The organism is Undibacterium sp. FT79W (assembly GCF_014284215.1).
GTDB classification, from domain to species: domain Bacteria; phylum Pseudomonadota; class Gammaproteobacteria; order Burkholderiales; family Burkholderiaceae_D; genus Undibacterium; species Undibacterium aquatile.
In genome coordinates, this window is the sequence record NZ_JACOGB010000003.1 from 72,206 (window position 1) to 96,427 (window position 24,222).

At 50.2% G+C, this 24,222-nt stretch carries 17 protein-coding genes; 4 read left to right on the forward strand and 13 right to left on the reverse strand.

Features of this window, described 5'->3' with window-relative positions; all coding sequences use genetic code 11:
* Nucleotides 1–5 precede the first annotated feature (5 nt).
* Nucleotides 6–1,115 carry a nickel/cobalt efflux protein RcnA gene (locus tag H8K38_RS05770; protein ID WP_186883858.1) on the forward strand — a complete coding sequence of 370 codons (1,110 nt, stop codon included), beginning with the start codon at nucleotides 6–8 and terminating at the stop codon, nucleotides 1,113–1,115.
* Nucleotides 1,116–1,164: 49 nt separating this feature from the next.
* On the opposite strand, the gene H8K38_RS05775 is transcribed toward H8K38_RS05770, so the two are convergent.
* From H8K38_RS05775 to H8K38_RS05810, 8 genes are all read right to left on the reverse strand, one after another.
* Nucleotides 1,165–1,911, reverse strand: coding sequence for a TorF family putative porin (locus tag H8K38_RS05775; protein WP_186883859.1), 747 nt, complete (start codon nucleotides 1,909–1,911; stop codon nucleotides 1,165–1,167).
* Nucleotides 1,912–2,082: 171 nt separating this feature from the next.
* Nucleotides 2,083–2,817 (reverse strand): two-component system response regulator KdpE, encoded by a 735-nt coding sequence (kdpE, locus tag H8K38_RS05780; protein WP_370527116.1) that lies wholly within the window; start codon nucleotides 2,815–2,817, stop codon nucleotides 2,083–2,085.
* Nucleotides 2,814–5,612, reverse strand: a complete 2,799-nt coding sequence (kdpD, locus tag H8K38_RS05785; protein ID WP_186883860.1) for a two-component system sensor histidine kinase KdpD — start codon at nucleotides 5,610–5,612, stop codon at nucleotides 2,814–2,816. Before kdpD ends, kdpE begins: the two co-directional genes overlap by 4 nt.
* Nucleotides 5,613–5,726: 114 nt before the next feature.
* The gene (kdpC, locus tag H8K38_RS05790; protein WP_186883861.1) at nucleotides 5,727–6,323 is read right to left on the reverse strand and encodes a potassium-transporting ATPase subunit KdpC; all 597 of its coding nucleotides are present in this window, start codon (nucleotides 6,321–6,323) and stop codon (nucleotides 5,727–5,729) included.
* A 20-nt stretch (nucleotides 6,324–6,343) separates the two neighbouring features.
* Nucleotides 6,344–8,524, reverse strand: coding sequence for a potassium-transporting ATPase subunit KdpB (kdpB, locus tag H8K38_RS05795; RefSeq protein WP_186883862.1), 2,181 nt, complete (start codon nucleotides 8,522–8,524; stop codon nucleotides 6,344–6,346).
* An 11-nt stretch (nucleotides 8,525–8,535) separates the two neighbouring features.
* On the reverse strand, nucleotides 8,536–10,350 hold the full coding sequence (gene kdpA, locus H8K38_RS05800; protein WP_186883863.1) for a potassium-transporting ATPase subunit KdpA: 1,815 nt from the start codon (nucleotides 10,348–10,350) through the stop codon (nucleotides 8,536–8,538).
* Nucleotides 10,350–10,439, reverse strand: coding sequence for a K(+)-transporting ATPase subunit F (kdpF, locus tag H8K38_RS05805; protein WP_186883864.1), 90 nt, complete (start codon nucleotides 10,437–10,439; stop codon nucleotides 10,350–10,352). The genes kdpA and kdpF overlap by 1 nt, the downstream gene beginning before the upstream one ends.
* A gap of 480 nt (nucleotides 10,440–10,919) precedes the next feature.
* Complete coding sequence (locus tag H8K38_RS05810) at nucleotides 10,920–12,092, reverse strand: GGDEF domain-containing protein (protein WP_186883865.1); 1,173 nt, start codon at nucleotides 12,090–12,092, stop codon at nucleotides 10,920–10,922.
* Nucleotides 12,093–12,712: 620 nt separating this feature from the next.
* Here H8K38_RS05810 and H8K38_RS05815 point away from each other — a divergent pair.
* A complete protein-coding gene (locus H8K38_RS05815; protein ID WP_186883866.1) occupies nucleotides 12,713–15,256 on the forward strand; it encodes a PAS domain S-box protein in 2,544 nt (847 codons plus the stop codon).
* Nucleotides 15,257–15,290: 34 nt separating this feature from the next.
* Here the strand turns inward: H8K38_RS05815 and H8K38_RS05820 are convergent, their stop codons facing one another.
* Genes H8K38_RS05820 through H8K38_RS05830 form a run of 3 tightly spaced genes read right to left on the reverse strand, consistent with a single transcriptional unit; the run spans nucleotide 15,291 to nucleotide 18,235 of the window.
* On the reverse strand, nucleotides 15,291–15,989 hold the full coding sequence (locus H8K38_RS05820; RefSeq protein WP_370587064.1) for an anaerobic ribonucleoside-triphosphate reductase activating protein: 699 nt from the start codon (nucleotides 15,987–15,989) through the stop codon (nucleotides 15,291–15,293).
* Between the two features lie 7 nt (nucleotides 15,990–15,996).
* Nucleotides 15,997–16,188 carry an anaerobic ribonucleoside-triphosphate reductase gene (gene nrdD, locus H8K38_RS05825; protein WP_186883868.1) on the reverse strand — a complete coding sequence of 64 codons (192 nt, stop codon included), beginning with the start codon at nucleotides 16,186–16,188 and terminating at the stop codon, nucleotides 15,997–15,999.
* A 16-nt stretch (nucleotides 16,189–16,204) separates the two neighbouring features.
* Nucleotides 16,205–18,235 (reverse strand): ribonucleoside triphosphate reductase, encoded by a 2,031-nt coding sequence (locus H8K38_RS05830; RefSeq protein ID WP_186883869.1) that lies wholly within the window; start codon nucleotides 18,233–18,235, stop codon nucleotides 16,205–16,207.
* A 534-nt stretch (nucleotides 18,236–18,769) separates the two neighbouring features.
* Between H8K38_RS05830 and H8K38_RS05835 the strand changes: the two genes are divergently transcribed.
* Together H8K38_RS05835 and H8K38_RS05840 are read left to right on the forward strand one after the other, a co-directional pair.
* On the forward strand, nucleotides 18,770–19,522 hold the full coding sequence (locus H8K38_RS05835) for an ABC transporter substrate-binding protein (protein WP_186883870.1): 753 nt from the start codon (nucleotides 18,770–18,772) through the stop codon (nucleotides 19,520–19,522).
* 131 nt (nucleotides 19,523–19,653) lie between these two features.
* The gene (locus tag H8K38_RS05840; protein WP_255422840.1) at nucleotides 19,654–20,760 is read left to right on the forward strand and encodes a porin; all 1,107 of its coding nucleotides are present in this window, start codon (nucleotides 19,654–19,656) and stop codon (nucleotides 20,758–20,760) included.
* Nucleotides 20,761–20,838: 78 nt separating this feature from the next.
* On the opposite strand, the gene H8K38_RS05845 is transcribed toward H8K38_RS05840, so the two are convergent.
* Together H8K38_RS05845 and H8K38_RS05850 are read right to left on the reverse strand one after the other, a co-directional pair.
* Nucleotides 20,839–22,422: a methyl-accepting chemotaxis protein gene (locus tag H8K38_RS05845; RefSeq protein WP_186883871.1), complete on the reverse strand. Its 1,584-nt coding sequence runs from the start codon at nucleotides 22,420–22,422 to the stop codon at nucleotides 20,839–20,841.
* A gap of 414 nt (nucleotides 22,423–22,836) precedes the next feature.
* The gene (locus H8K38_RS05850; RefSeq protein ID WP_186883872.1) at nucleotides 22,837–24,156 is read right to left on the reverse strand and encodes an MFS transporter; all 1,320 of its coding nucleotides are present in this window, start codon (nucleotides 24,154–24,156) and stop codon (nucleotides 22,837–22,839) included.
* Nucleotides 24,157–24,222: the final 66 nt, after the last annotated feature.

Consider the following 24,222-nt stretch of genomic DNA (forward strand, 5'->3'; position numbering starts at 1 on the left):
TCAATATGATTGAATTCTCAACGCTGCTGCAACAAGGCGCAACGAATGCGTGGCTGTTTATTCCCAGCGCCATCCTGCTTGGCGCTTTACACGGACTGGAACCCGGCCATTCAAAAACCATGATGGCGGCATTTATCATCGCCGTGCGCGGTACGCTGACACAGGCCGTTTTGCTCGGTTTGTCGGCAACCCTGTCGCATACCGTGATCGTCTGGATCATCGCACTGGCCGGTATGTATTTCGGCCAGCAATGGAATGCCGAAGCCACTGAACCTTATTTACAGGTCGTGTCCGCGATCCTGATTATCAGCATCGCCGTCTGGATGATGTGGCGTACCTGGCGCGAGCAGCATCATGCTCACCACCATCACCACCACGATGATATGCAAGAGATCGATACGGGGCATGGCATTGTGCGACTGGAGATATTTGAAGACGGTGTACCACCACGGTTCCGGCTCTATCAAAACAATCAGGACAAGCAGCGCAATCACGTCTGGACGGCGGAACAACTGACGTTGGAAACCGTGCGTAACGAGAAAGACCGCCAGACTTTCAGGTTTGTGCAACGGGAAGGCTTCATAGAATCAGAACAGACGATTCCTGAGCCGCATGAATTCTCTGCCCATTTGCACTTAGGTCACGGCAACCACGCGCATGAATATGTCGTGCATTTCACAGAACATGAACATCATCATACGGAGTCGGACAGCCTTGACGTGGCCGGTGACGAGTATCAGGATGCGCATGAACTTGCCCATGCGAACGACATACGCCGTCGCTTCACCAACCGAGAAGTAACGACCGGACAAATTGTCATGTTCGGTTTAACCGGCGGCCTCATTCCCTGCCCGGCATCTATCACGGTCTTGCTGCTCTGCCTGCAACTGAAAAAGGTCGCGCTGGGTGCAACACTGGTGCTGAGTTTCAGCATTGGCCTGGCGCTGACCATGGTCATGTCTGGCGTATTGGCCGCACTGAGCATCAAACACATCTCGAAACGCTGGAGCGGTTTCGGCGCTTTTGCCCGCAGAGCGCCGTATTTATCCGGCGCTCTGATTTTACTGGTCGGCTTCTATCTGGCTTATGAGGGCTTGCATAGCTTACTGAAATAAGATTAGCGGTAAGCGGCTTCCCGCATCAGCCTCGCGCCCTGCCCCAGCATTAAAACGTTTTGCTGATGTTGACGACCAGGGCAGTCTTACCAAGAAACTTCCCGTTTGCAGGCGACGTATAGCTTGTCTCACTGGCATTCGTGCCAACCACCGCCACAGCGCCTGTCAAGACACCGAAATCTTTGGTGATGCCGATTTTCCAATCCGTATAGCTGCTGGCACTGTTATTTTTCACCTGTTGACGCCCCGCATGGATGTTCAACGTCAGCCCTGTGGCGACGTCGATGTTGGCACCCAGATCAAGATAGCCGCTGTTTTTACTGTCAGCAATACCGAATAAATTGGTGACCGCATGTGAATACTTCACGTACGCAGGGCCATAGGTCAGTTGCCCGTAAATCTCGGTGGTATTCGCATCCGTGGCCAATCGATTGGAAGGATAAACATAAGTCAGAACACCAATGTCGTAGCTGATGTCTTTGTTTATTTCACCACGGCGACCAGCATACAGATCCGCTTCAAGATTACCGCCGCCGCCCGCATCTTTCGTCCACTTAATTCTGGAAAACCATGCGCCCGCATACAATCCGCTAGGATTATGAACGTAATCAGCGCCGCCTTGCAAAGCTGCTTGCAGGCGTGTTTGCGAAATACCGCGATAACGGTAGTCGGAAGTCAGGGCAGCATTAAAACTGACTTCGTTGTCCGGTTTCATTTCAGGTTTGACTTCCTGCGCCTGGACATAAGCCACAGAAAATAAGGTCGGGAAAATTGCTGCAACAAGTATTTTTTTCATAGCACTTCCTTTCATGATAACGACAATGTCGTTCTGGTTGATGTTCATCGTCCGCCGCAAATATCAATTCGCTGAGTGACGAAAAACATATAAAAATTTAAATTGCAGGCGTGCAGACGCCCCTCCGGCGAGCAGATTCTGGCGCCGGATACTCAGAGAAAAAATGAAAAATCAGCTAGGTAATAACAATCGGTAGCCGACCGCTGTTTCGGTCAGAAGATAACGTGGCTGGGTAGGATCATCTTCTAATTTATGCCGCAGATAGCGCATGTAAATGCGTAGATAATGGCCACTTTCTGCATGCGATGGCCCCCATACTTCGCGTAATAATTGCGGGTTAGTCACGACCCGGCCAGCACTATTGATCAGTGCGCTCAACAAACGAAATTCAGTCGGGGTGAGTTTGACGATGACGCCCGCTTTCGTGACCATACGCGCCTGCACATCGACTTTAACGTCGCCAAACTGAACGACGCCATCTGGTGTACTACCGGGTTGACGCTGACGCCGCAAAGTTGCCCGCACCCTCGCCTGCAATTCACCGACACCAAATGGCTTCGTCAGATAGTCGTCGGCACCAGCATCCAGCGCTTTAATTTTTTCCGCTTCGCTCACTCTGGCAGACAACACGATAATGGGAACACCTGACCATCTGCGCACGTCTTTAATGAAGTCGATACCGTCGCCATCAGGCAGACCAAGATCAAGAATAATCAGATCAGGCTGGCGGGTGCCGGCGTCGACCAGTCCGCGTTGTAAAGTGCCGGACTCAAACACCTGCCAGCCACCTTCTTCTAAAGAGCTGCGGACAAAGCGGCGGATTTGCGGTTCATCTTCCACCAGCAAAGCGGTGGGCAGAGTGGCATTGTGTTCTGACATAGGCGGCGTCGATGCTGATGTGTTCATACGGATAATGGTCGTATCGGATGGTTGCTGCCGATGGTGTGTGCTTCGTGGTTCATGAGGCTCATGATTTCCATGTCCGGCATATCTGGCGGATTTCCTAATGGCAGAGAAATGATAATACAGGCACCGCCATCGGGCGACACACCGGCGTGGATATGCCCTTTATGGGCTTCAACGATAGCGCGACAGATGGCCAGCCCAAGCCCCACACCCGGTTTGGAGGACTCTCTCTCGCCACGGGTGAATTTTTCAAACACGGCCTCTTCTCTGCCCTGCGGCAGACCCGGTCCATTATCAAATACCTTGATATCGATGTCGGCTCCGCTGGTTTCGGCACTGAGGGTAATACGGGAACCTGCCGGTGTATATTTCGCCGCATTTTCCAGCAGATTACAAAGCACACGTTCTATCAGCACGGCATCAAAATGAATTAACGGTAAATCCTCTGCCATGATAGTCTGTACCTGATGTTCTTTCAGTTGTGGTGCGCAGATACGGATAGAACTGCCAATCACTTCTTCCAGCGGCTGCCATTGCAGATCGAGTTTGATTTCACCACTCTGTATGCGCGCCATATCTAACAGATTGGAGACCAGCGCACTCATACGCAAGGTTTCATCATGTAAGGCATGTGCCATTTCCTTCTGGCGATCACTGAGCGGCGGTGTCGACATCGTGAGCGATTCGGAGATCCCCACCAGCGAGGTCAGCGGTGTACGTAAATCATGTGACAGCGCGGCCAGCAAGGAATTACGTAAACGCTCGGACTCCATGTGCACCAGCGCATTCTGCGCTACCTCAATGTAATGCAGACGCTCCAGCGCAATCGCTGCCAGTGCAGCAAATGTATCCAACTGCTGCCTTTGTTCCGGTATGAGTATCCAGCGACGATTATCAGGTTGTATCGCCAGCAATCCACGTGTACGCATAGGCGCTACCAGCGGCAGATAAAAGAAATTGCTGGCGGGCAGGGTGTCGGTACCGATACCTGCGGTTTCGGCTTTATCAAAAGCCCATTGCGCTATCCCCATATCCAGACCGGGAACTTCAGGTGACGGCGGCTGTAAGCGGCCTTCATCGTCAGGCAACAAGAGTGTCGCGTTCGCCCGGAATGCACGCTGTATGATGGCCTGGGTTTTATCAGAGATCTGTTCGCCCTGTAAAACACCGGATAAATCACGGGCAAATTCGTATAAGGCGCGGGAGCGGGATTCTCTGCGTGAAGCGACTTTCGCCTGATACCGCAAACCCGCCGTGAGATGTCCGGTAATCAGCCCCACCACTAACATCACGACAAACGTCATGGCGAATTGCAGATCACTGACGGCAAACGAAAAACGCGGTGGCACAAAAAAGAAATCGAATGCCAATACGCCCACCACCGTTGCCAGTACGGACGGCCCCCGGCCAAAACGCACAGCAACCAACACGACTGTCAATAAAAACAACATCGCAATATTGACCAGATTAAAAACGTCGAGCAAGGGAGTCGCCACCAGCGCTGTCGCCATACTTGCCAGTGCGGCCAGCAGATAACTCCGTATCTGGTTTCGGTTGTATCGATTGGCAGCCGGAATGCGTTTATCCAGCGCGTGAATCGCAACAGATTCCGCCGCCATCTCTGACAGCGAATCCTCATGATCAGATGCGGCGCGACCAATTTCTATCAGATCAATATGCGGCGCTAATGCAGCGACTGTCCTCGCATACGACGTCGTCCACGGTAACCGACGTGACAGGCGTGACTGCCGCCCCATCACGACGCGTGAAAAATTCTGTCCGTTCGCATAATCAACAATTGCCTGCGCAATGTCGTTACTGAATAACACCGCAGTGTTGGCACCGAGATCCTGCGCCAGCTTCAGACTTTTTAAAATGCGTTCACGCTGCGCTGCCGGTAACTTTTGCAATGCAGGTGTTTCGATATAAACGGCGTGCCAGACTGCATTCATCTGCCCCGCCAGTCTGGCGACACTGCGGATCAGATGATCCGCACCACGCCCGGGTCCAACACAAGCAAGCAATGCGGCATCCGTTTTCCAGACGGTATTGATCGATTTTTCAATTTTATAGGCACGGACATCGTCCTCTACCCTGTCAGCAGTGCGACGCAAGGCCAGCTCACGCAACGCAATCAGATTTCCTTTGCGAAAAAAATTCTTCGCAGCGCGTTCTGCCTGCGGTATCTGATATACCCGCCCGGATTTCAGCCTGGCTAACAGCTCATCGGCCGGAATATCGACCAGCACCACTTCATCGGCGTCATCAAACACGGTGTCCGGCACGGTTTCTGCCACGCGTATACCGGTAATACTGCCAACCACATCATTCAGACTTTCTAAATGCTGGACATTCACGGTCGTGTAAACGTCGATGCCGGCATCCAGTAATTCTTCGACATCTTGCCAACGTTTAGGATGGCGGGAACCGGATGCGTTCGAGTGTGCCAGCTCATCCATCAGTATCAGTGGCGGACGCCGCTCCAGTGCTGCATCAATATCAAACTCGGACAACACTTTGTCGCGATAAGGAATATTCCTGAGTGGTAAGACATCCAGACCATGAAGCAATGCAGCGGTTTCTTCCCTGCCGTGGGTTTCTATCACGCCGACTAATACCTGACGACCATCCGCTATCATTTTCCGCGCGGCGGTCAGCATTGCATAGGTTTTACCAACACCGGCAGACGCGCCGAAGTAGATGCGCAACTTACCACGCGCAGCGCGGCGTTCCTGCGCCTGCACATGTGCCAGCAACATATCGGGGTTGGGGCGCTGATCGCTATTGATGGCCATCGTTATTGTATTTCTCTTGAAAATCAGTCAAAGCAGCTGAGTGACAGAATTGCCGGAAGCGCAGCATTCGCGCACGTCCATATCACATCAAATTTCTGCAACATGTTGCACTACTTATTTTTTCTTCTGATCCAGCGCCAGGTTTAACGCCAGAACATTGACCCGTGCTTCGCTAAACAAACCGATCACCGGATGTTCGGCAAGTTCGTCAATCAGCTTACGCACCTGGTCTGTTCCTATCTGACGAGCATGCGCCACACGAGACGCCTGATAATACGCTGCAGCAAGGCTGATGTCAGGATCCAGCCCGCTGGCAGAGGCCGTCACCAGATCGACCGGTATTTTGGCAGTGTTTGCAGGATCTGCTGCTTTCAGGGCATCGATACGGGCTTTGACGACATCCGTCTGAGCCTGATTGCTAGGACCAAAATTGCTGCCGCTGGAAGCAAGCGGGTTGTTTGGCATAGGGCCTGTAGCGGAAGGACGCCCCCAAAAATACTGTGGCGAGCTGAAAGCTTGTCCTATCAGGGAGGAACCAACAATTTTCCCGTCTTTCCGGATCAGACTACCTTCCGCTTTATCTGCAAAAGCGATCTTACCGACGCCGGTCAGCGCGACAGGATAGAGCACGCCAACCAGAATTGACAGGCTGCAAAACAGCATGAATGCAGGACGCAGTGTGTGAGTGAAAGAGTGAGTGACAGAGTTCATGAATATCCTCGATTTCTACGTTAAGCCAATTGCAATGCGGTCAGAATCACATCGATCATTTTGATACCGGCAAATGGCAAGAGAATGCCGCCAAGGCCATAAATCAACAGATTACGACGCAATAACAGCGATGCACCGATCGCACGGTATTTCACGCCTTTGAGCGCCAGCGGAATCAGAAACACGATGATCAGCGCATTAAATATCACCGCAGACATGATCGCAGATGACGGGCTGGTCAGATGCATGACGTCCAGCGCTTTTAATTCCGGATATGTCGCCACAAATGCGGCCGGAATAATTGCAAAATATTTAGCGATATCGTTGGCGATAGAAAAAGTCGTCAGAGAGCCACGCGTCATCAGCATCTGTTTACCGATTTCGACGATCTCCAGCAACTTGGTCGGATTCGAATCCAGATCCACCATGTTTCCCGCCTCTTTGGCGGCCTGCGTACCGGAATTCATTGCCACCGCCACATCCGCCTGTGCTAATGCAGGCGCATCATTAGTCCCATCACCAGTCATGGCCACGAGGCGACCGTCGGACTGATAACTGCGTATCAGCTTGAGCTTATCTTCCGGCGTTGCTTCTGCCAGAAAATCATCGACACCCGCCTCTGCCGCAATTGCTGCTGCGGTCAGCTTATTGTCGCCGGTAATCATGATGGTTTTAATTCCCATACGACGCAACTCGGCAAAACGTTCCTTGATGCCACCCTTGACGATGTCTTTCAGCTCTATCGTTCCCATCACCCGGCCATCGTCCACTACGACCAGTGGCGTACTGCCACGGCGGGAAATGTCATCGACAGTTTTCGCGACTTCCAGCGGAAACGAACGCCCCATCGCCTCGACAAATTTTCTGACTGCGTCAGCAGCGCCTTTGCGTATAACGCGTTCGCCGATATCAACGCCACTCATGCGGCTTTGTGCAGTGAACTGGACAAACTGTGCGTGGAGTGAGGACATTTCCCTCTCCCGTAAATTAAAGCGTTGTTTTGCCAACACCACGATACTGCGTCCTTCCGGTGTTTCGTCCGCCAGCGATGCGAGTTGCGCTGTATCTGCAAGTTCAGAAGGTGTCACGCCGGGTGCAGGGAAAAACTCAGACGCCTGACGATTGCCTAAAGTAATCGTGCCGGTTTTGTCGAGTAACAGGATATCCACGTCCCCGGCAGCTTCAACCGCACGACCTGACGTAGCGATCACATTTGCCTGCATCATGCGACTCATGCCCGCCACGCCTATGGCTGACAACAAGCCGCCGATGGTTGTTGGGATCAGACACACTAACAGCGCAATGAGTACCGTGATAGAAATGGGCTGCGAAGTCATTCCTAGCGCTTTGGCCGCATCTACACTGAACAATGAGAACGGCAGCAGGCTTACCGTCACCACCAGGAAAATAATGGTTAAGGCGATCAGTAAAATAGTCAGGGCAACCTCGTTTGGTGTTTTCTGACGTTTGGCGCCTTCGACCATGGCAATCATACGATCGATAAAACCCTCGCCCGGATTCGACGTCACACGCACCACCAGCCAGTCAGACAACACCCGGGTACCGCCCGTCACGGCAGAAAAATCGCCACCAGATTCACGTATCACAGGGGCAGACTCGCCTGTGATTGCGCTCTCGTCGACGGTGGCAACGCCCTCAATCACTTCGCCATCCACAGGAATAACATCGTTGGCTTCGACTAAAAAGACATTGTCTTTACGCAGATCTTCCACCGCCGCTGGCAGCCAGGTGGTGCCATGTTGAGGAATCGCCAGCTTTTTGGCCATCACCGTTTGTTTCAGCGCCCGTAATGATGCTGCCTGTGCTTTGCTGCGCCCCTCTGCCAGCGACTCAGCAAAATTGGCGAACAGGACGGTGAACCATAGCCATACGGAAATGGCCAGAATGAATCCGGAGCTGGCTTCCCCCTGACCAAACAGGGATTGCAAAAATAACAGACTTGTCATCACACTGCCCACATAGACGACAAACATGACCGGGCTGCGCAACTGTGTACGTGGGCTGAGTTTTCTGAAAGAGTCGGCAATTGCCGGGCCTATCAGACTCGCATCAAAGAGCGGAAGACGAGGCCTGCCGCCGGTTTGTACTGCATAGTCAGCCCCTATGCTGGTGCGATCGTTGCTGTGATCCGCGGAACCGGCTTTGTTATCGGAACTTTTTTGGACATTGGTACTGGACATCAGATTTCCCCTCAATTCTTAGCGTGGTGCAGTTGCAGATGTTCGGCGACCGGCCCTAAAGCCAGCGCTGGCACATAGTTCAGTACGCTGATCAGAACCACGGTGCCTGCCAGCAAGGCAATAAACATCAAACCATGCGTAGGCATCGTGCCGGCATTCACTTCCAGACGTTTTTTGGCCGCCAGCGAACCGGCAATTGCCAATACAGGCACAATCATGGCGAAGCGCCCGAACCACATCGCCATCGCCAGCATGATGTTGTAGTAAGGTGTGTTGGCACTGATACCGGCGAATGCGCTGCCGTTATTGTTGGCGGCGGAAGTAAATGCATACAGCACTTCAGAAAAACCATGCGCTCCTGGATTCAGAATGCCGGCACGACCAGCCTCTGTCATGACTGCAATCGCGGTACCTGCTAACACCAGTACAGGCGTGACCAATATAGCGACCGAGGTCATTTTCATTTCATACGACTGGATTTTTTTACCCAGATATTCAGGCGTACGACCTATCATCAGGCCGGCAATAAATACCGCGAGGATGGCAAAAATCAGCATCCCATACAAACCCGAGCCAACACCGCCGAATACAACTTCACCGAATTGCATCAGGGCGACAGGAACCAGACCACCGAGTGGCATTAGGGAATCATGCATCGCATTCACCGCGCCACAAGAAGCAGCAGTAGTCACAGCGACAAACAGTGAAGATGCACTGATACCAAAGCGAGTTTCCTTGCCTTCCATGTTGCCACCTGACTGCAGGGCGCTGCTGCCCTGATCAACATTCATCGCTGCCAGTGCAGGATGTGTCTGCTGCTCGGCCACCATTACACCGACCGTCATCACAACAAACAGTAATGTCATCGTCGCCAATACCGCCCAGCCTTGTCTCTGATCGCCGACCATGCGGCCAAATGCAAAACACAAGGCTGCCGGTATCAGAAAAATTGCGATCATCTGAAAGAAATTGCTCAAAGGCGTAGGATTTTCATAAGGATGAGCAGAGTTCACATTAAAGAAGCCGCCACCGTTGGTCCCCAACAGCTTGATCGCTTCTTGCGAGGCAACTGGCCCCATCGCCAGTGTCTGTGTGCGGGTTGTCATCTCTTCCGTTACAGGTGCGCCTTTGCTGTCTTTTAAGGGCTGACCATCCGCGCCAGTCTTAGGCATGCTATAGGTCACAGCATCGGATAACTGCACGTCTTTGTATGCCGAGAAATTTTGCACTACGCCTTGTCCCATCAGGAAAACAGCGAAGATCACAGACAAAGGCAGCAACAGATATAAGGTCGAACGCGTGAGATCGACCCAGAAATTACCTATAGATTTGGATGAGTGTGCGGAGAAGCCACGGATCAGAGCGAAGACCACGGCAATGCCAGTCGCGGCTGAGAAAAAATTCTGCCCGGCCAACGCCAGCATCTGCGTCAGGTAACTCATCGTTCCTTCACCGACGTATCCCTGCCAGTTCGTATTACTGACAAAGCTGACCGCTGTGTTAAAGGACGAGTCCGCACTGACATTCGGCATCGATTGCGGATTCAGCGGCAACCATAATTGCAATCGCTGTATCGCATAAACAAACAAGGTACCGAGTACATTAAATACCAGTAAGGCTAAGGTATACCCTTTCCAGGTCATACCTTCGTCTGCTTTGACTCCGGCAATTTTATACATGCCTCGCTCTGACCAGGCCAGCCATCGCATTCCGGGCACTGACGCTTTGCCATCAGCAATTTTTGCAATCAGTATCCCTAATGGATACGACAACACCAGTAATACCGCTAAAAATACGATTAATAGAATAAGCGCTTGTGTCGTCATCACAGTTCCTCTGCGTTCAATAACGCGATCACCAGATACACCAACAAACCTGCGGCAATTAACGCTCCGCCGATATAAAACATATTCATGACTTCGCTCCTAATTTTTCACATACCAACATCAGGATCCAGATCATCAAAAAACAGATGACTATCCCGCCTGCATAAAGAATGTCCGTCAACAATTCCATCACATACCTCTTCCGGTTTTTCCACACTGTGGAGAATAGACAAAAGGGTCTAAGAATTTTGTTAAAACTCTGGGTGAAGCTGTAAACAAACTGTAAAAATTTGTGTTGGAAGAGAACTCGTGCAGACGCGGTACGGACTACGTTGAGATGCCTAAATCAGAACAGGAAAATTGAAAGTGAACTATCAGCGCAAAGGAGAGGGCCTAGCAGTGATCGCCGTGAAATAAGCCGCTTTCCGTATTGGAAAAGGCATCATTACCGCGAGTAAATGTAGCTATCGGATAGACGGGGAAGACAGTAGCAGCTTTTGTTATACCGGTTGAACAGCATAGGAGATAACAAGCTACTACTAGTGGTGGCTCGACTTACCAGTGAATATTCACCCAGCCTTCACTTTACTTATGTCAGGCATAGAGTCAACCGTGTCTGTCGATTGCTGTAAACAAACGATCTGATTTCTGCCCTGTGCTTTTGCTGCATACAATGCCTCGTCGGCACGTGTGAGAGTTTTCTCGAACGCCTCTCCTGGCTGGTATCTGGTCACACCGATAGAGACGGTCAGGCTGATCCATGAACCGGCGAATTTGACAACATCGGCTGCGACTGCGGCACGCACACGTTCCAGGCAAATCAGTCCGACGTCGAGTTCAGTCTCTGTCAGTAAAATCAGAAATTCCTCACCGCCCCAGCGCGCCAGAGTATCGGTAACGCGGATTTTTTCCTGCACGGTTTTAGTAAATTTCTGTAATGCGACATCGCCGGCCTGATGACCATAAGTATCATTGATGCGTTTGAAATAATCGATGTCCAGCATCGCTACCAGCAACGGGTTCGCAGAACGATCGGAACGCTGGCTTTCGTACTGTATCAGTTGCAGCATATGCCGCCGGTTTGCTGCACCGGTAAGTTCATCATAGTTAGCGGTTTGCTGAATTTTTTCCAGCGCCTGTGTCAGTTGCAGCTTCTGATGCCGCATGTGCTCACGCATTTCGCACAGTCGCCAGGTCAAAAAAGTGGAACTGGCAAGCACAATCACCACCATGAAATAGTAGGCACCATACAAATAGTAGGTCGTTCTTTCTGTCTCTCGCAGCAGAGAAAAAAGAATCGCTTCAGCAAACAGCATCAGGCCGTACACCGCAACGGTAATCACCTGCTGTATGGATAAACCAAACATGCCGAACATCAGAATCACGGCCAGCAACGGTAAGGTCACGCCCCGGCCATCACCGGCCAGCGCGAACGCCGCAGCATTGCAGGCAATCGCAAACAGCATCTGCACAAATGCCAACGAAGGGTCAGACCAGCGCAAGGAATAGCCACTGCGTATCAGCGCATACACAATCATCAGACCAGCGGTTGAACAGGCGGCCCACAATCGCACGTCGCCCATCCCTCCAATACCCACCGATTTCATGAAAAATAAGACACCAATACTCGCCAGCATCAGCAATGCGGCGAGTACAAACTGGCTGGTACGGATGCGCATCGCCTTTCCAGATCCGAGTACCAGATCAAGGCTGTACCTGATGAGTGTCTTCATAACAGACATGCAAAAAACTCCGACCATCAATCTGAGAAAAATTACCGGCTGTCTGCGCACATACCAGTTGTACGCCTGACAGCAAATGCCTGAAACCAGATACTGCTACGACACTGACTGTTGATTACTAAAACAAATGCAAAATATCGGAAGAAATAACAAATGGAGGTCACGCAGTGTATCTGTTGTATTTGGGGAAATTTCCCACCCTCATTTATTCATGGCAAGCGCTGAACCCTGCTGCCATCCACAGATACAGGATGTATAGGTCTCCGATCTATTCGATTTATTCTATTTTCCGACGCAAGCAATGTCTTCACAGCACGCTGTCGTCATTCCGCTTTGCATTTATAACATTTTTAAAAAGACAGATCAGCCTAATTCAAAAAAGACGTCCCTCGGCTCCACTTGTGGACAACGGTTTACCCTGAGCTGAACATCTGCCGATATTGTCACTTGATCATACCGACATATGACGGCATCGCGTTTCAGATTACTGCTTTTTTGACCAAATTTCACATTGGCAATTATTTTAAAGAATTACAATGGAATGATGTGTGGCACATACACACCAAAGCCCATGAAAACCTGATCAATAAACATGCGATCCGAAAATATAAAGAACAGGCATGCAGAATCTTTTAATCAATACTTTGCGCCCCGCTGACGATCAGGAATGTGATGTCGAGGCGCACCTGCTGTATGCAACATACAGCCAGGAGCCACTGAATCAGACGATGGCTGTGATTACTGCGGTCTTTGGTGGCGCTATCGTTTGGGGCATCGTTCCCGTCCCGCAATTGTCACTCTGGATCGCCGCTGTATTAGGAAGCGCAGCACTCGGACATGTGCAATATCAGTTCTTTAAAAAGGCAGCACCGTCCGGTTCCACCATCAAAAAATGGCAAAAAATATTTTTTGTACAGGCAACGACGCATGGTGCAGCGTGGTCTCTGGGACCTGTCTTATTACTCCCTCACAGCAGCGGCGTTCTGCCAGCCTTTTTTATCGGCACCCTATTGTGCGTCAGTGCCGTTTCGGTCAGTACAGTAGCAAAACAGTTTCATGCCATGCGCGGATTTATCGTCGCCAATCTGCTGCCTCCTGTTGTTGCGATATGGCTGTCCGGTGACAGCAAGGAACTCATGCTGATTCTGATCTTGCTGGCCAGTAGCATGGCATTTATCGCCGTTGGCTACTACTCAAATCAGTCTGCACGCACTATCTACGAGACGCAGTTTCAGCTGCGGGGAATTTTAAATTCATCGCAGGACGCGATTATCACCATCGACTCCCGGGGCAGAGTATCCGACTGGAATCCACGGGCAGAACACATGCTGGGCTGGACAAGGGCCGAAGCGCTGGGGCTGGTATTAAATGACACTATTACGTCCCCCAAAAACCGCGAGTATTTTCAGTACGGAATGAAACGCTTTCTGGCGTTAGGTGAGGGACTGATATTAAATAAACGCATAGAAACAAGCGCATTGCATAAAAACGGCACAGAATTTCCAGTTGAGCTGACCTTCACTCATCACAAATTAGGACGACATTTTTATTTCACTGCCTTTATCACCGACATCACTGAACGCAAGGCGATAGAAGACCGTCTGGAATTATTCCGTCGGGTTTTTCATGCCAGTAATCAGTGTGTCGGCATCTGCGATGGCAAAGGCTATCTGCTTTATCAGAATCATGCTCTGGAAAAAATGCTGGGGTATACCGACGCGGAAATAATCGGCCAGCATTTCAGTTTTGCTTTAGCAGAAGCACAGGCAAAAGACATTACGCAGGAAGTGGGCAGTTGTATCCGAAGCGGTAAAAACTGGGTAGGGGAATTGCCGCACCGGCGCAAAGATGGTTCCGTTTTCATCACCATGAGCAACATCGGTTTTATCAAAAATGATCTTGATGAAATTCAATACATCTTTAATATCTGGACTGATTTCAGTCAGGAAATCTCCCGCAGAAACGAACTCGCCCTGGCGCGAGAAGCGGCTGATAAAGCAAATCAGGCAAAGTCAGAATTTTTATCCAGCATGAGCCATGAATTGCGCACACCCTTGAACGCTATTCTCGGCTTCGCCCAGATGCTGGGCTATGAAGCTCCACTGACTCCCGCCCAACAGGATCATGTACAGGAAATTCTGAAAGGGGGGCGACATCTGCTGGAGCTCGTCAATGAAGTGCTGGAACTGGCCAAAATAGAAGGTGGCCATGTGCGCCTGTCGCTGGAACCTGTCAATCTTGAAGACCTGATTACAGAATGCTTCGATCTGATCCGCCCGTTAGCGGCAGAAAGAAAAATATCGATGCAATCGCTGATTACCTCGCCCGTCGCCGTGCGTGCCGATCGTGTTCGCTTAAAACAGGTTGTATTGAATCTGCTTTCCAACGCCATCAAATATAACTACACCGGTGGTAACGTGCAGGTCGATGCCGCAATACAATCTTCCGGAAATATGCGGCTGTCTGTGACCGATACCGGCATCGGCATTCATCCGGATAAGATGGGTGAACTGTTTCAGGCATTCAACCGGCTTGGCGTCGAACTGGGAAATACCGAGGGCACAGGTATTGGTCTGACGATCACGCAAAAACTGACCGAACTGATGCATGGAAAAATCGGCGTAGTGAGTAAATTAAATCACGGCAGTTGCTTCTGGATTGAGCTTCCAGGTGACGCCATTCCTGCAGCGCCTATGCCTGCCGCGCCTATGCATGTTGTACCGCAACTGTCTGACGAACCAGTCTGCGCCTGGGGAAATAATGCGGTCATCCTGTATATCGACGATAGTCCGGTCAATCTGAAACTCGTGAGACAAATCCTCGGCTTACGATCTGGCATGCAATTACTGACAGCACAAACACCGCAAGCTGGTATTGAGCTGGCGCACCAGCATCAGCCGGATATTGTGCTGCTCGACATTAACATGCCAGGGATGGATGGCTACGCGGTATTGCGTCAGATGAAAGCCGATACCCATCTGCGTTGCACGACATTTATTGCATTGACAGCGAATGCAATGAATCAGGATATTGAAAAGGGGCTCAACGCCGGTTTCCATTCTTACCTCACCAAGCCGCTGGAAATTAATACCCTGCTGTTAACGATAGACCGCTGTCTGGCTCCAGGAAATGCGTGTGCTGCCATGCAAACACCTGAACCATGAGCATTGCCAGCCTGAGTGAGGCCTGCATGCCCGTTTACGCACGTATCAGCAATGTGGGGAAAAGCGCACGTATTTTTTCCTGCAATGGCAGTGAAGGATAATCGGCGATCAGCGCCTGGTTCAACGCCTTTGTCTGGCATCCCTGTGTACGGAATTTCTGCAGTACGTAATGTTGCACACCGATTGCCGACAGTTCCAGCGCCAGCGCCATTATTTTCTGTTCACTGAGTAAGGTCGGATGTATGGTGGTTCGGCATTCGTAATCAACGCCGCTGGAAAGTATCATTTCTGCGCATTGGTGAACTGCACGGTCGCTGCCCTGCACACCGGTAATAGCTGCGTAGTCCGCCAACGGTGCCTTGACGTCGAAGCCAACCCAGTTCAGCAACGGCAACACACGCTCTAACTGTTTGGGATAAATGCAGGCAGTGTGCAAACCCACCTGAAAACCGAGTTCGCGAACCTCTTTCATTGCCAATGCTAAAGCGGGATCCATCGTCGCTTCGCCGCCGCTGAAAACGACCGCATCAATCAATCCGGTTCGGCGTGACAAAAAACTACGGATAGCGTCCCAGGTCTGATCCGTTGCGGTTCCGCGTTCCTGTAAATGTGGGTTATGACAATAGGAACAACGCCAGGGACATCCTTGTACAAACACCACAGCAGCGAGTTTCCCCGGATAATCTGTTGCGCTGAATGGGGTAAACCCGCCAATTCTCAGGCTGTTCCGCATGCTACGGTTATCGCAGCTGAGCGGCATTTTCGGTGAAATAGGTACGCTCGCAGAACTCCCCTTTTTTCCCGGTGTTGAAAGAACTGACCGGGCGATGGTAACCCATCACCCGTGTCCATATTTCACATGGCTGACGTTCTTCGTCATTGAGTACAACGCTATGTTTTTCTATAGTCTGAGCGGTATGAAGTAATGACATGGTGAATGACCTCTGGTTAGTTGGTGGTAGTTTGCATGGCTGTCATGCGTTTGCGGGCAATGATCTCGTCATCACATTTCGGACAGAATGGATGGCTTCCCGGCAGATATCCATGCTTAGGACAAATGGAAAAAGTCGGCGTCACTGTGATGTACGGCAACCTGAAACGGCTAAGCGAGCGCTGCACCAATTGCCGGCATGCATCGGCGCTGGATAAGGCTTCGGTCATGTACAGATGCAGCACGGTGCCGCCAGTATATTTACGCTGCAAATCGTCTTGCAGCTCCAGCGCTTCAAATGGATCTTCGGTAAAGCCGACCGGTAATTGTGATGAGTTAGTGTAGTAAGGCATCTCGGCCGTACCGGCCTGCAGAATATCCGGAAAGCGCTTGCGGTCTTCTTTCGCAAAACGGTAGGTTGTTCCTTCCGCAGGTGTCGCTTCCAGATTGTACATATGGCCGGTCTCGTCCTGAAATTCCAGCATTCTGGCGCGGATATGATCCAGCAAACGAATCGCCATCGCATGGCCAGCAGCGCTGCTGATATCGTCTTCACCGGCAGTGAAGTTACGTATCATCTCGTTGATACCGTTCACACCCAGCGTCGAAAAGTGATTACGCAAGGTTCCCAGATAGCGCTTGGTATAAGGGAACAGGCCGTTATCCATGTGGCGCTGTATCACTTTGCGCTTTATTTCCAGGCTGGTTTTTCCGAGTTCCAGCAAATGATCCAGTGCTGTCAGCAAGGCAGACTCATTACCTCGATAACGATAACCGAGACGGGCGCAGTTAATCGTGACCACACCGAGCGAGCCGGTCTGTTCAGCAGAGCCAAACAAACCGTTACCGCGCTTCAGCAATTCACGCAGATCCAGCTGCAAGCGACAACACATAGAACGTATCATGTTCGGCTTGAGCTCAGAGTTAATGAAATTCTGAAAATACGGTAAGCCATAACGTGCCGTCATTTCAAACAGACGTTCGGCGTTCGGGCTGTACCAGTCAAAATCCTCGGTCATGTTATAGGTAGGAATAGGAAAGGTGAACGCGCGCCCTTTTGCATCACCGGCCATCATCACTTCGATGTATGCACGGTTAATCATGTCCATTTCGGCCTGTAATTCACCGTAGGAAAATGGCATTTCGATGCCAGCGATCACAGGTATCTGATCACGTAAATCAGCCGGGCACACCCAGTCGAAAGTCAGATTCGTAAAAGGCGTCTGAGTGCCCCAGCGTGACGGCACATTCAGGTTGTAAATCAGCTCCTGCATACACTGTTTAACACTGGTGTAACTCAATGCATCCTTGCGCACGAAAGGCGCCAGATAGGTATCGAAAGAACTGAATGCCTGAGCGCCCGCCCATTCATTTTGCAATGTCCCGAGAAAATTCACGATCTGGCCGACCGCGCTCGATAAATGTTTTGGCGGCGCAGATTCGACCTTACCCGGCACGCCGTTCAAGCCTTCGTTCAACAAGGTACGTAAAGACCATCCGGCGCAGTAGCCAGCCAGCATATCCAAATCATGAATATGCAGATCCGCTTCCCGGTGTGCCATACCGACTTCTGGCGGATACACATGACTCAGCCAGTAATTCGCAATGACTTTGCCGGAGACATTCAGAATCAGACCGCCGAGCGAGTACCCCTGATTGGCATTCGCATTGACACGCCAGTCCTGACGCTGCAGGTATTCATTGATGGATGATTCGACATCAACGAGGGTGTGTTGGTCATGCCGCAAACGTTGGTGCTGTTCGCGATACACAATATAGGCGCGCAAGGTCTGGCGATAACCGGACTCAAATATGACTGATTCGACTACGTCCTGAATCTGCTCGATATGCAGTAGCGACGTAGCGTTTACCATCGCATTACTTTGCATTACCTGTGCACACAAATCACTCGCCACGCGTAAATCGAATTCACCACTCGCCTGACCTGCGCGCTGCAGGGCAAATTCAATTTTCTTTGCATCAAATGCGCTGATGCTGCCATCCCGCTTGATTACCTGTGTCTGCGATTCACAAAATTGCTCAGTCATTATCGTCATCCAAATACACAATATTTAGTAGTTGAATTTAGAATAATCACTAAATATAGTATAGTCAAACGAAGACTGATGCTTTTTTAAAATCATTGATCCGGGTCAAAAAACTCATAGATCAACTGATTGATACGAAAAAACTCGCAGCGCCACGATATTACGCTTGCTGTGCTGATCGGCCTGTCGCCACTGTAATGAGCACTTTCTATCAGTCTTTCAAGATCAAAAAAATGACTTCTGTCCGCAGACATCTAAGCCTGCGGACAGATCAACGCAGGCATAAAGAAAAACAGCGGGAAGCTGGCGTGTGCAAATCTTGCCTGCGGTAACTATATAAACAGATACAGAAATATTTGTACTGACGCCACAGCCATACACGAAGGAATGTGGCAACATTTATAGCCATAAAGGGCAAGTCGGATTACGAGACGACAATCGACTGCGTCAACACTACAATGCTCTGCAATTGCTGACACGTATCCGGGATTGCTTACTATTCTAAACATAACGCGTTCAGGTATGAGACAAACGATGAACTTGTTGATGCAGATAATGACGGCGTTAATTTCAACAAGTGTTGCGGCTGAAACACCTGGAAATTTACATATTTCTGTCAACGTCGACTCTGCCACTGGCATGATTGCAGCATCCATACTTCGCGAAGTATACAAACAGACGAAGCTGGAATTTTGTATTATCAACCTGCCGCCACTGCGCGCAACCAAAGAAGCTAAGGCTGGAAACATAGACGGCGAAGTATTGCGGCCACCCAATTACGCAGCGTCACATCCAGAGTTAATACGTATTGATCCGCCTTATATCGTCGTTGAAACTCTGGCGTACACATTAAAAACCCGCAATCTGACTATTCAGAAAAAAAGCGATTTAAAGCCACTCAGAGTTGGTGTCGTCCGCGGAATTATAAATGCGCAAAATGCGACCGAAGGGCTCAACGACATTACGTTTGCTGATACGTCAGAAAGTCTCTTCAAAATGTTGACCGCTGGTCGTATTGATGTCGCGGTGGACTCCAGATATAGCGCGGACCGGGCAATGAAAAAAGCAATGATCAATGACATTGTTTCGGAAAAAATCGTCTTACTGGTACAACCCGCTCACCACTATCTGAATATCAAACACAAAGCGTTGGCAGCGAGTCTGGCCACAACGATCAGTCAGCTCGCGGCAACTGGAGAATTGCAGCGACTGGCAACGACTGCAGAATCTGAGCAAATGAAAAACGACAACGCAACAGCGACACTTCCTGTGAAAAACTGTAACTGAATTACAGTCAGATAAAAAAGTGATTTTATGCAGCAGATTCATCCGTAGTGTGTTTCACCCCGTGTGTCAGAAGAAAAGAAACGTCGATAGTAATCGCAGGCCTGAACTCAACAATATACGAAGAGGACACCATGAAAACGCGTTTATTTTTATCCGGAATAAGTCTGGCAGGAATGTCTGCCTTTTCACCAACTGTTTCAGCACAATCGAATGTCGTGCTGTATGGCATCGCAGACCTTGGCATTCATTACAGTAATGGATTAAACGCCAGCAATGCTCCCACAGCATCGAATTCCACCACGGCTCTGAGCAGCGGCATCAACAATACCAGTCGCTGGGGCATCAAAGGTCAGGAGACGCTGGGAAATGATATGTCAGCACTTTTCCAGCTTGAAGGCGGCCTGAATATTGATACGGGTGGTTCTGCCAAATCGGATAAGTTGTTTGACCGTATCGCATTTGTTGGCTTAAAGACCAGCGCCGGCGTACTGACGGCCGGGCGTCAGGCGACGATATTGTCGGATGCGATATCGCCGGTCGATCCTTTAGGAATGCGCTTTGCCAGTTTCAACCCTAACATCAATGTGACCGCATTAAGTAATACGACTTTTGGCACTCATGCCTTTGGAATGCAATACGGCACCAGCGGCTACAACGACAATTACTATCGTCTGGACAATATGCTGAAATTCACCAGTGACTTTGGTCCGGTGACAACTCGCGTCTCCTATTCATTTGGTGAAGTGGCGGGAAACACCAGCGCGTTGTCGACGGTGGGCGCGGGGCTGAGCTACCAGCAAGATGGCCTGGCTGTTTCTGGCGCGTATATGAAATTGAAAAACAGTGCCAGTTTCAGCCTTGATGCCTATACGCTGGGCGCTGCCTATAACTTTGGTGAATTCACACTCAAAGCCAATTATGGCAATAACAAAGCAGAAACGGCAATCAATAAGGAAACAAAAGAAAATATCTATTCAGGCGGCGGCAACATCGTGATTCGCCCCGACCTGTCGCTGACCGCCGCGTATTATCGTGTACGACGCGACAGCACCGGCTTTACCTCGGATGGGTTTGATCGTGTCGTTGCCTATCTCGAACAGGAAATGTCAAAGCGCAGCACCTTATATGTTGAGCTTGATTCAACCAAATGGAACGGTAATGCAGCTGGCACAACCGGAACGCAGGCGAATAAATCCAACGGGTATGGTGTCACCCTGGGTCTGATGCATAAATTCTGAAGAACGTCTCTGCAACGGATCATCTGTCATAGCGCGCGGCTGAAACAGATTCAGCCGCGCTGCAGAGTCAGGCAATTACTATCCCAGTCTGCGGGTAACACGGGTGACTGAAGTCGTATCCAAACGGAAGACACTGACGGCATTCGTCAAATGCACGGCCTGATCCTGCATGGATTGTGCTGCCGCTGCGGCCTCTTCCACCAATGCAGCATTTTGCTGAGTCACTTCATCCATCTTGATGATGGCGTTATTCACTTCCTCAATTCCTATGCTTTGCTCTTGTGTCGCCGCACTGATTTCATTGACGATATCGCTGACTTTACGCACACTATCAACCACTTCATCCATGGTGCTTCCTGCCTGATTCACCAGCTTGCTACCAGCCGCCACTTTTTCTACTGAATCGTTAATCAAATCCTTAATTTCTTTAGCTGCTGCGGCACTACGCTGAGCCAGATTCCGGACTTCGCTCGCCACCACGGCAAAACCACGTCCCTGTTCTCCGGCACGAGCTGCCTCTACTGCAGCATTCAGTGCCAGAATATTCGTCTGGAACGCAATACCATCAATCACGCTGATAATGTCCACAATTTTGCGGGAAGACTCGTTGATGGAACTCATGGTCGCAATCACTTCGCCAACGACTTCTCCACCTTTTCCAGCGACCGTTGTGGCAGACCCGGCCAGACTATTGGCGTGTCGCGCATTGTCTGCATTCTGCTTTACCGTCGACGTTAACTCTTCCATCGCCGATGCAGTTTCTTCAAGAGATCCCGCCTGTTGTTCAGTACGCGCAGACAAATCAAGGTTGCCGGTCGCGATCTCCTGAGAAGCGGTATTGATTGCATCCGTACCTTCGCGAACCTGTCCCACCAGTCTTTGCAGGCTCGCATTCATCGTTTTCATCGCGCGCAGTAACTGGCCGATCTCATCGTCTGATTCAGCCTCAATCGATACCGTCAGATCACCGCTGGCAGCACTTTCCGCCATACTGACTGCCGCACGCAGTGGTCGGCTGATCAGGCGTGCAATCCATAAAGCCAGAATCACGCTGAGCACCATTGCCGCACTCATAATTCCAATAATCCACGAGCGTGAAGACGAAAACAAATCATCGTTGGTGACCAGTGCACGCTCGCTTTCAGCCTGACTCATCTCCACCAGTTTATCGACGAGATCGTTCACAGATCGAAATAATTTTACGGAATCACCACGGATCGCTTTCCGCGCCTCATCCTGATTTCCGGCACGGGATAGCTCAAGCACTTTTTTGCCAGCATTGCGATACGATATAAACGACTGATCTAAGGTATCGAATATTTTTTTCTCTTCTGCCGAGTTGACCAGAGATCGATATTTCGTTTCATACCCCGTAAATTCTGAAGTACGGGATTCAATACTCTTTTCGTAATAGCTGAAATCCGACTCTTCGCTGGAAAGAATATGCTGCAATTCCGATACACGCATGCGGTTCAGCGTTGCCTTCATCAGCAGCGCATAACGCACTCCCGGCAACGTATCATTGAGTACCGTCGTTGACGCAGCATTCAGGCGCGCGGTCTGAACGATGCCAAAAATGCCTGTAGCCAGGGTCAGACTCAGGGCAATAAAAAAAGAAAGCAGTAATTTATACGCAATCTTCAGATTCAGAAACCAGCTCATATCAGCTCCTTTAAAGCTATTAACAACGACGTTTCCCGCGACGAAGTAATGGATTCATTTTCAAATGCTCTTTGCACGAAGGAGGACCAGAATTTGATTCTGCACAGAATCCAATGACTGGCCGTCCTGACGTTGCTCAGAAAAAAGAATCGACAGAATGGTAATCACCAGCGTTGCGACAGGCAGATCTGCTCCTATCATTCACACGAAAAGCGATGATGGCAAACAATAAGAAGCGACTCAGAATTCCTTTTTCCAGAAATGTTGTCAGCCAGAGACACATATCGGTAAATTGACAGTCATGCGCTTTCTTAAACCTCTTACAAATAATAAAAAAGCAGGCAGTAGTGATTCACTCACTATCTGCCATGCTTTTTACTTTGAAAAACTGGCTTTAATTGCCGGCCAGGGCAATTAACGTTCCTTGACTACACCGCGATAAATCAGGAAAGTCGCCAGCAAGCCAACACTGCCGGCCATTGCCATCCAATATCCCGGCGATGCTTTATCGCCCGTAGTTTCTATCAACCAGGTGGAAACCAGCGGTGTCAGACCGCCAAACAAGGCTGTTGCCAGGCTATATGCCAGTGAGAAACCTGTGGTACGGATACGGACAGGAATGATTTCGGTCAGAGCAACAATCGTCGCACCGTTATAACTTCCGTACAGGAACGACAGCCATAATTCTGCCAGCAGCATATGCTCAAAACTCGGATTGGCGATCAGCCATGACAACAGCGGATAAGCCGTCACAGCAGTCAAGCCGGAAAACAGTGCCATGATGGGCCATCTGCCGATACGGTCAGACAAGGCTCCCATAACTGGCAACCAGATAAAGTTGGATACCCCCACACACAGCGTCACCACCAGACTCTCGACCGTTGTCAGCTTCAGTACGGATTTACCAAAAGTTGGCGTATAAACGGTGATCAGGTAAAACGAAACCGTGGTCATCACGATGAGCATGGTGCCGGTCACAACCAGTGGCCAGTTCAGAGAAATAGTTTTCAGCATTTCTCTGAACGTAGGATGCGTTTTTTGTGCCAGATATTCTTCTGTCTCTTGCAAAGAACGGCGAATGAAGAAAACTACCGGAATAATGGAGCAACCAATGAAGAAAGGTATGCGCCAGCCCCAGTCCGCAATGAATTCCTTACTCAAGGTTTCATTGAGAAAATATCCCAACGCTGCGGAGAAAATGATGGCCACTTGTTGACTGGCCGATTGCCAACTGACGTAAAAACCTTTGTGGCCCGGTGTTGCCATTTCGGATAAATACACAGACACGCCGCCCAGTTCAACCCCGGCAGAGAAGCCCTGTAGCAAACGACCAATCAGGACCAGCAAAGGTGCCAGCAAACCGATGGTGGCATAACCGGGGATAAAAGCGATCATGGCGGTACCCGAAGCCATAATGCCCAGCGTCAGCACCAAGCCTTTGCGGCGACCGATGCGGTCAATATAGCTACCCAGAATAATCGCGCCCAGCGGCCGCATGAAAAAGCCCGCACCGAAAGTCGCAAATGTCATCATCAGCGCCGCGTATTCACTGCTGGCAGGAAAAAAAGCTTTAGCAATATAGGTTGCGTAAAATCCAAACAGGAAGAAGTCATACATTTCAATGAAATTTCCACTCGTCACGCGGATGACGGTAGAAAATTTCGAGTGGCGTTTTGCCGCAACATGACCATCCTGATGGACGTTGCTTACTGCGTTAGAAGTTGTGCTGGACATACTATCGACCTTTTTAATCGGCGACCGTGCAGTTGCACAGCCAACCCGTCAAAACAAGATAAAAAA

What these genes read in the sequence shown, in the direction of transcription:
- H8K38_RS05770 (WP_186883858.1), top strand. Translation starts at nt 6, where the DNA reads ATGATTGAATTCTCAACGCTGCTGCAACAAGGCGCAACGAATGCGTGG.
- H8K38_RS05775 (WP_186883859.1), bottom strand. Translation starts at nt 1,911, where the DNA reads ATGAAAAAAATACTTGTTGCAGCAATTTTCCCGACCTTATTTTCTGTG.
- kdpE (WP_370527116.1), bottom strand. Translation starts at nt 2,817, where the DNA reads ATGAACACATCAGCATCGACGCCGCCTATGTCAGAACACAATGCCACT.
- kdpD (WP_186883860.1), bottom strand. Translation starts at nt 5,612, where the DNA reads ATGGCCATCAATAGCGATCAGCGCCCCAACCCCGATATGTTGCTGGCA.
- kdpC (WP_186883861.1), bottom strand. Translation starts at nt 6,323, where the DNA reads ATGAACTCTGTCACTCACTCTTTCACTCACACACTGCGTCCTGCATTC.
- kdpB (WP_186883862.1), bottom strand. Translation starts at nt 8,524, where the DNA reads ATGTCCAGTACCAATGTCCAAAAAAGTTCCGATAACAAAGCCGGTTCC.
- kdpA (WP_186883863.1), bottom strand. Translation starts at nt 10,350, where the DNA reads ATGACGACACAAGCGCTTATTCTATTAATCGTATTTTTAGCGGTATTA.
- kdpF (WP_186883864.1), bottom strand. Translation starts at nt 10,439, where the DNA reads ATGAATATGTTTTATATCGGCGGAGCGTTAATTGCCGCAGGTTTGTTG.
- H8K38_RS05810 (WP_186883865.1), bottom strand. Translation starts at nt 12,092, where the DNA reads ATGTCTGTTATGAAGACACTCATCAGGTACAGCCTTGATCTGGTACTC.
- H8K38_RS05815 (WP_186883866.1), top strand. Translation starts at nt 12,713, where the DNA reads ATGCAGAATCTTTTAATCAATACTTTGCGCCCCGCTGACGATCAGGAA.
- H8K38_RS05820 (WP_370587064.1), bottom strand. Translation starts at nt 15,989, where the DNA reads ATGCGGAACAGCCTGAGAATTGGCGGGTTTACCCCATTCAGCGCAACA.
- nrdD (WP_186883868.1), bottom strand. Translation starts at nt 16,188, where the DNA reads ATGTCATTACTTCATACCGCTCAGACTATAGAAAAACATAGCGTTGTA.
- H8K38_RS05830 (WP_186883869.1), bottom strand. Translation starts at nt 18,235, where the DNA reads ATGACTGAGCAATTTTGTGAATCGCAGACACAGGTAATCAAGCGGGAT.
- H8K38_RS05835 (WP_186883870.1), top strand. Translation starts at nt 18,770, where the DNA reads ATGAACTTGTTGATGCAGATAATGACGGCGTTAATTTCAACAAGTGTT.
- H8K38_RS05840 (WP_255422840.1), top strand. Translation starts at nt 19,654, where the DNA reads ATGAAAACGCGTTTATTTTTATCCGGAATAAGTCTGGCAGGAATGTCT.
- H8K38_RS05845 (WP_186883871.1), bottom strand. Translation starts at nt 22,422, where the DNA reads ATGAGCTGGTTTCTGAATCTGAAGATTGCGTATAAATTACTGCTTTCT.
- H8K38_RS05850 (WP_186883872.1), bottom strand. Translation starts at nt 24,156, where the DNA reads ATGTCCAGCACAACTTCTAACGCAGTAAGCAACGTCCATCAGGATGGT.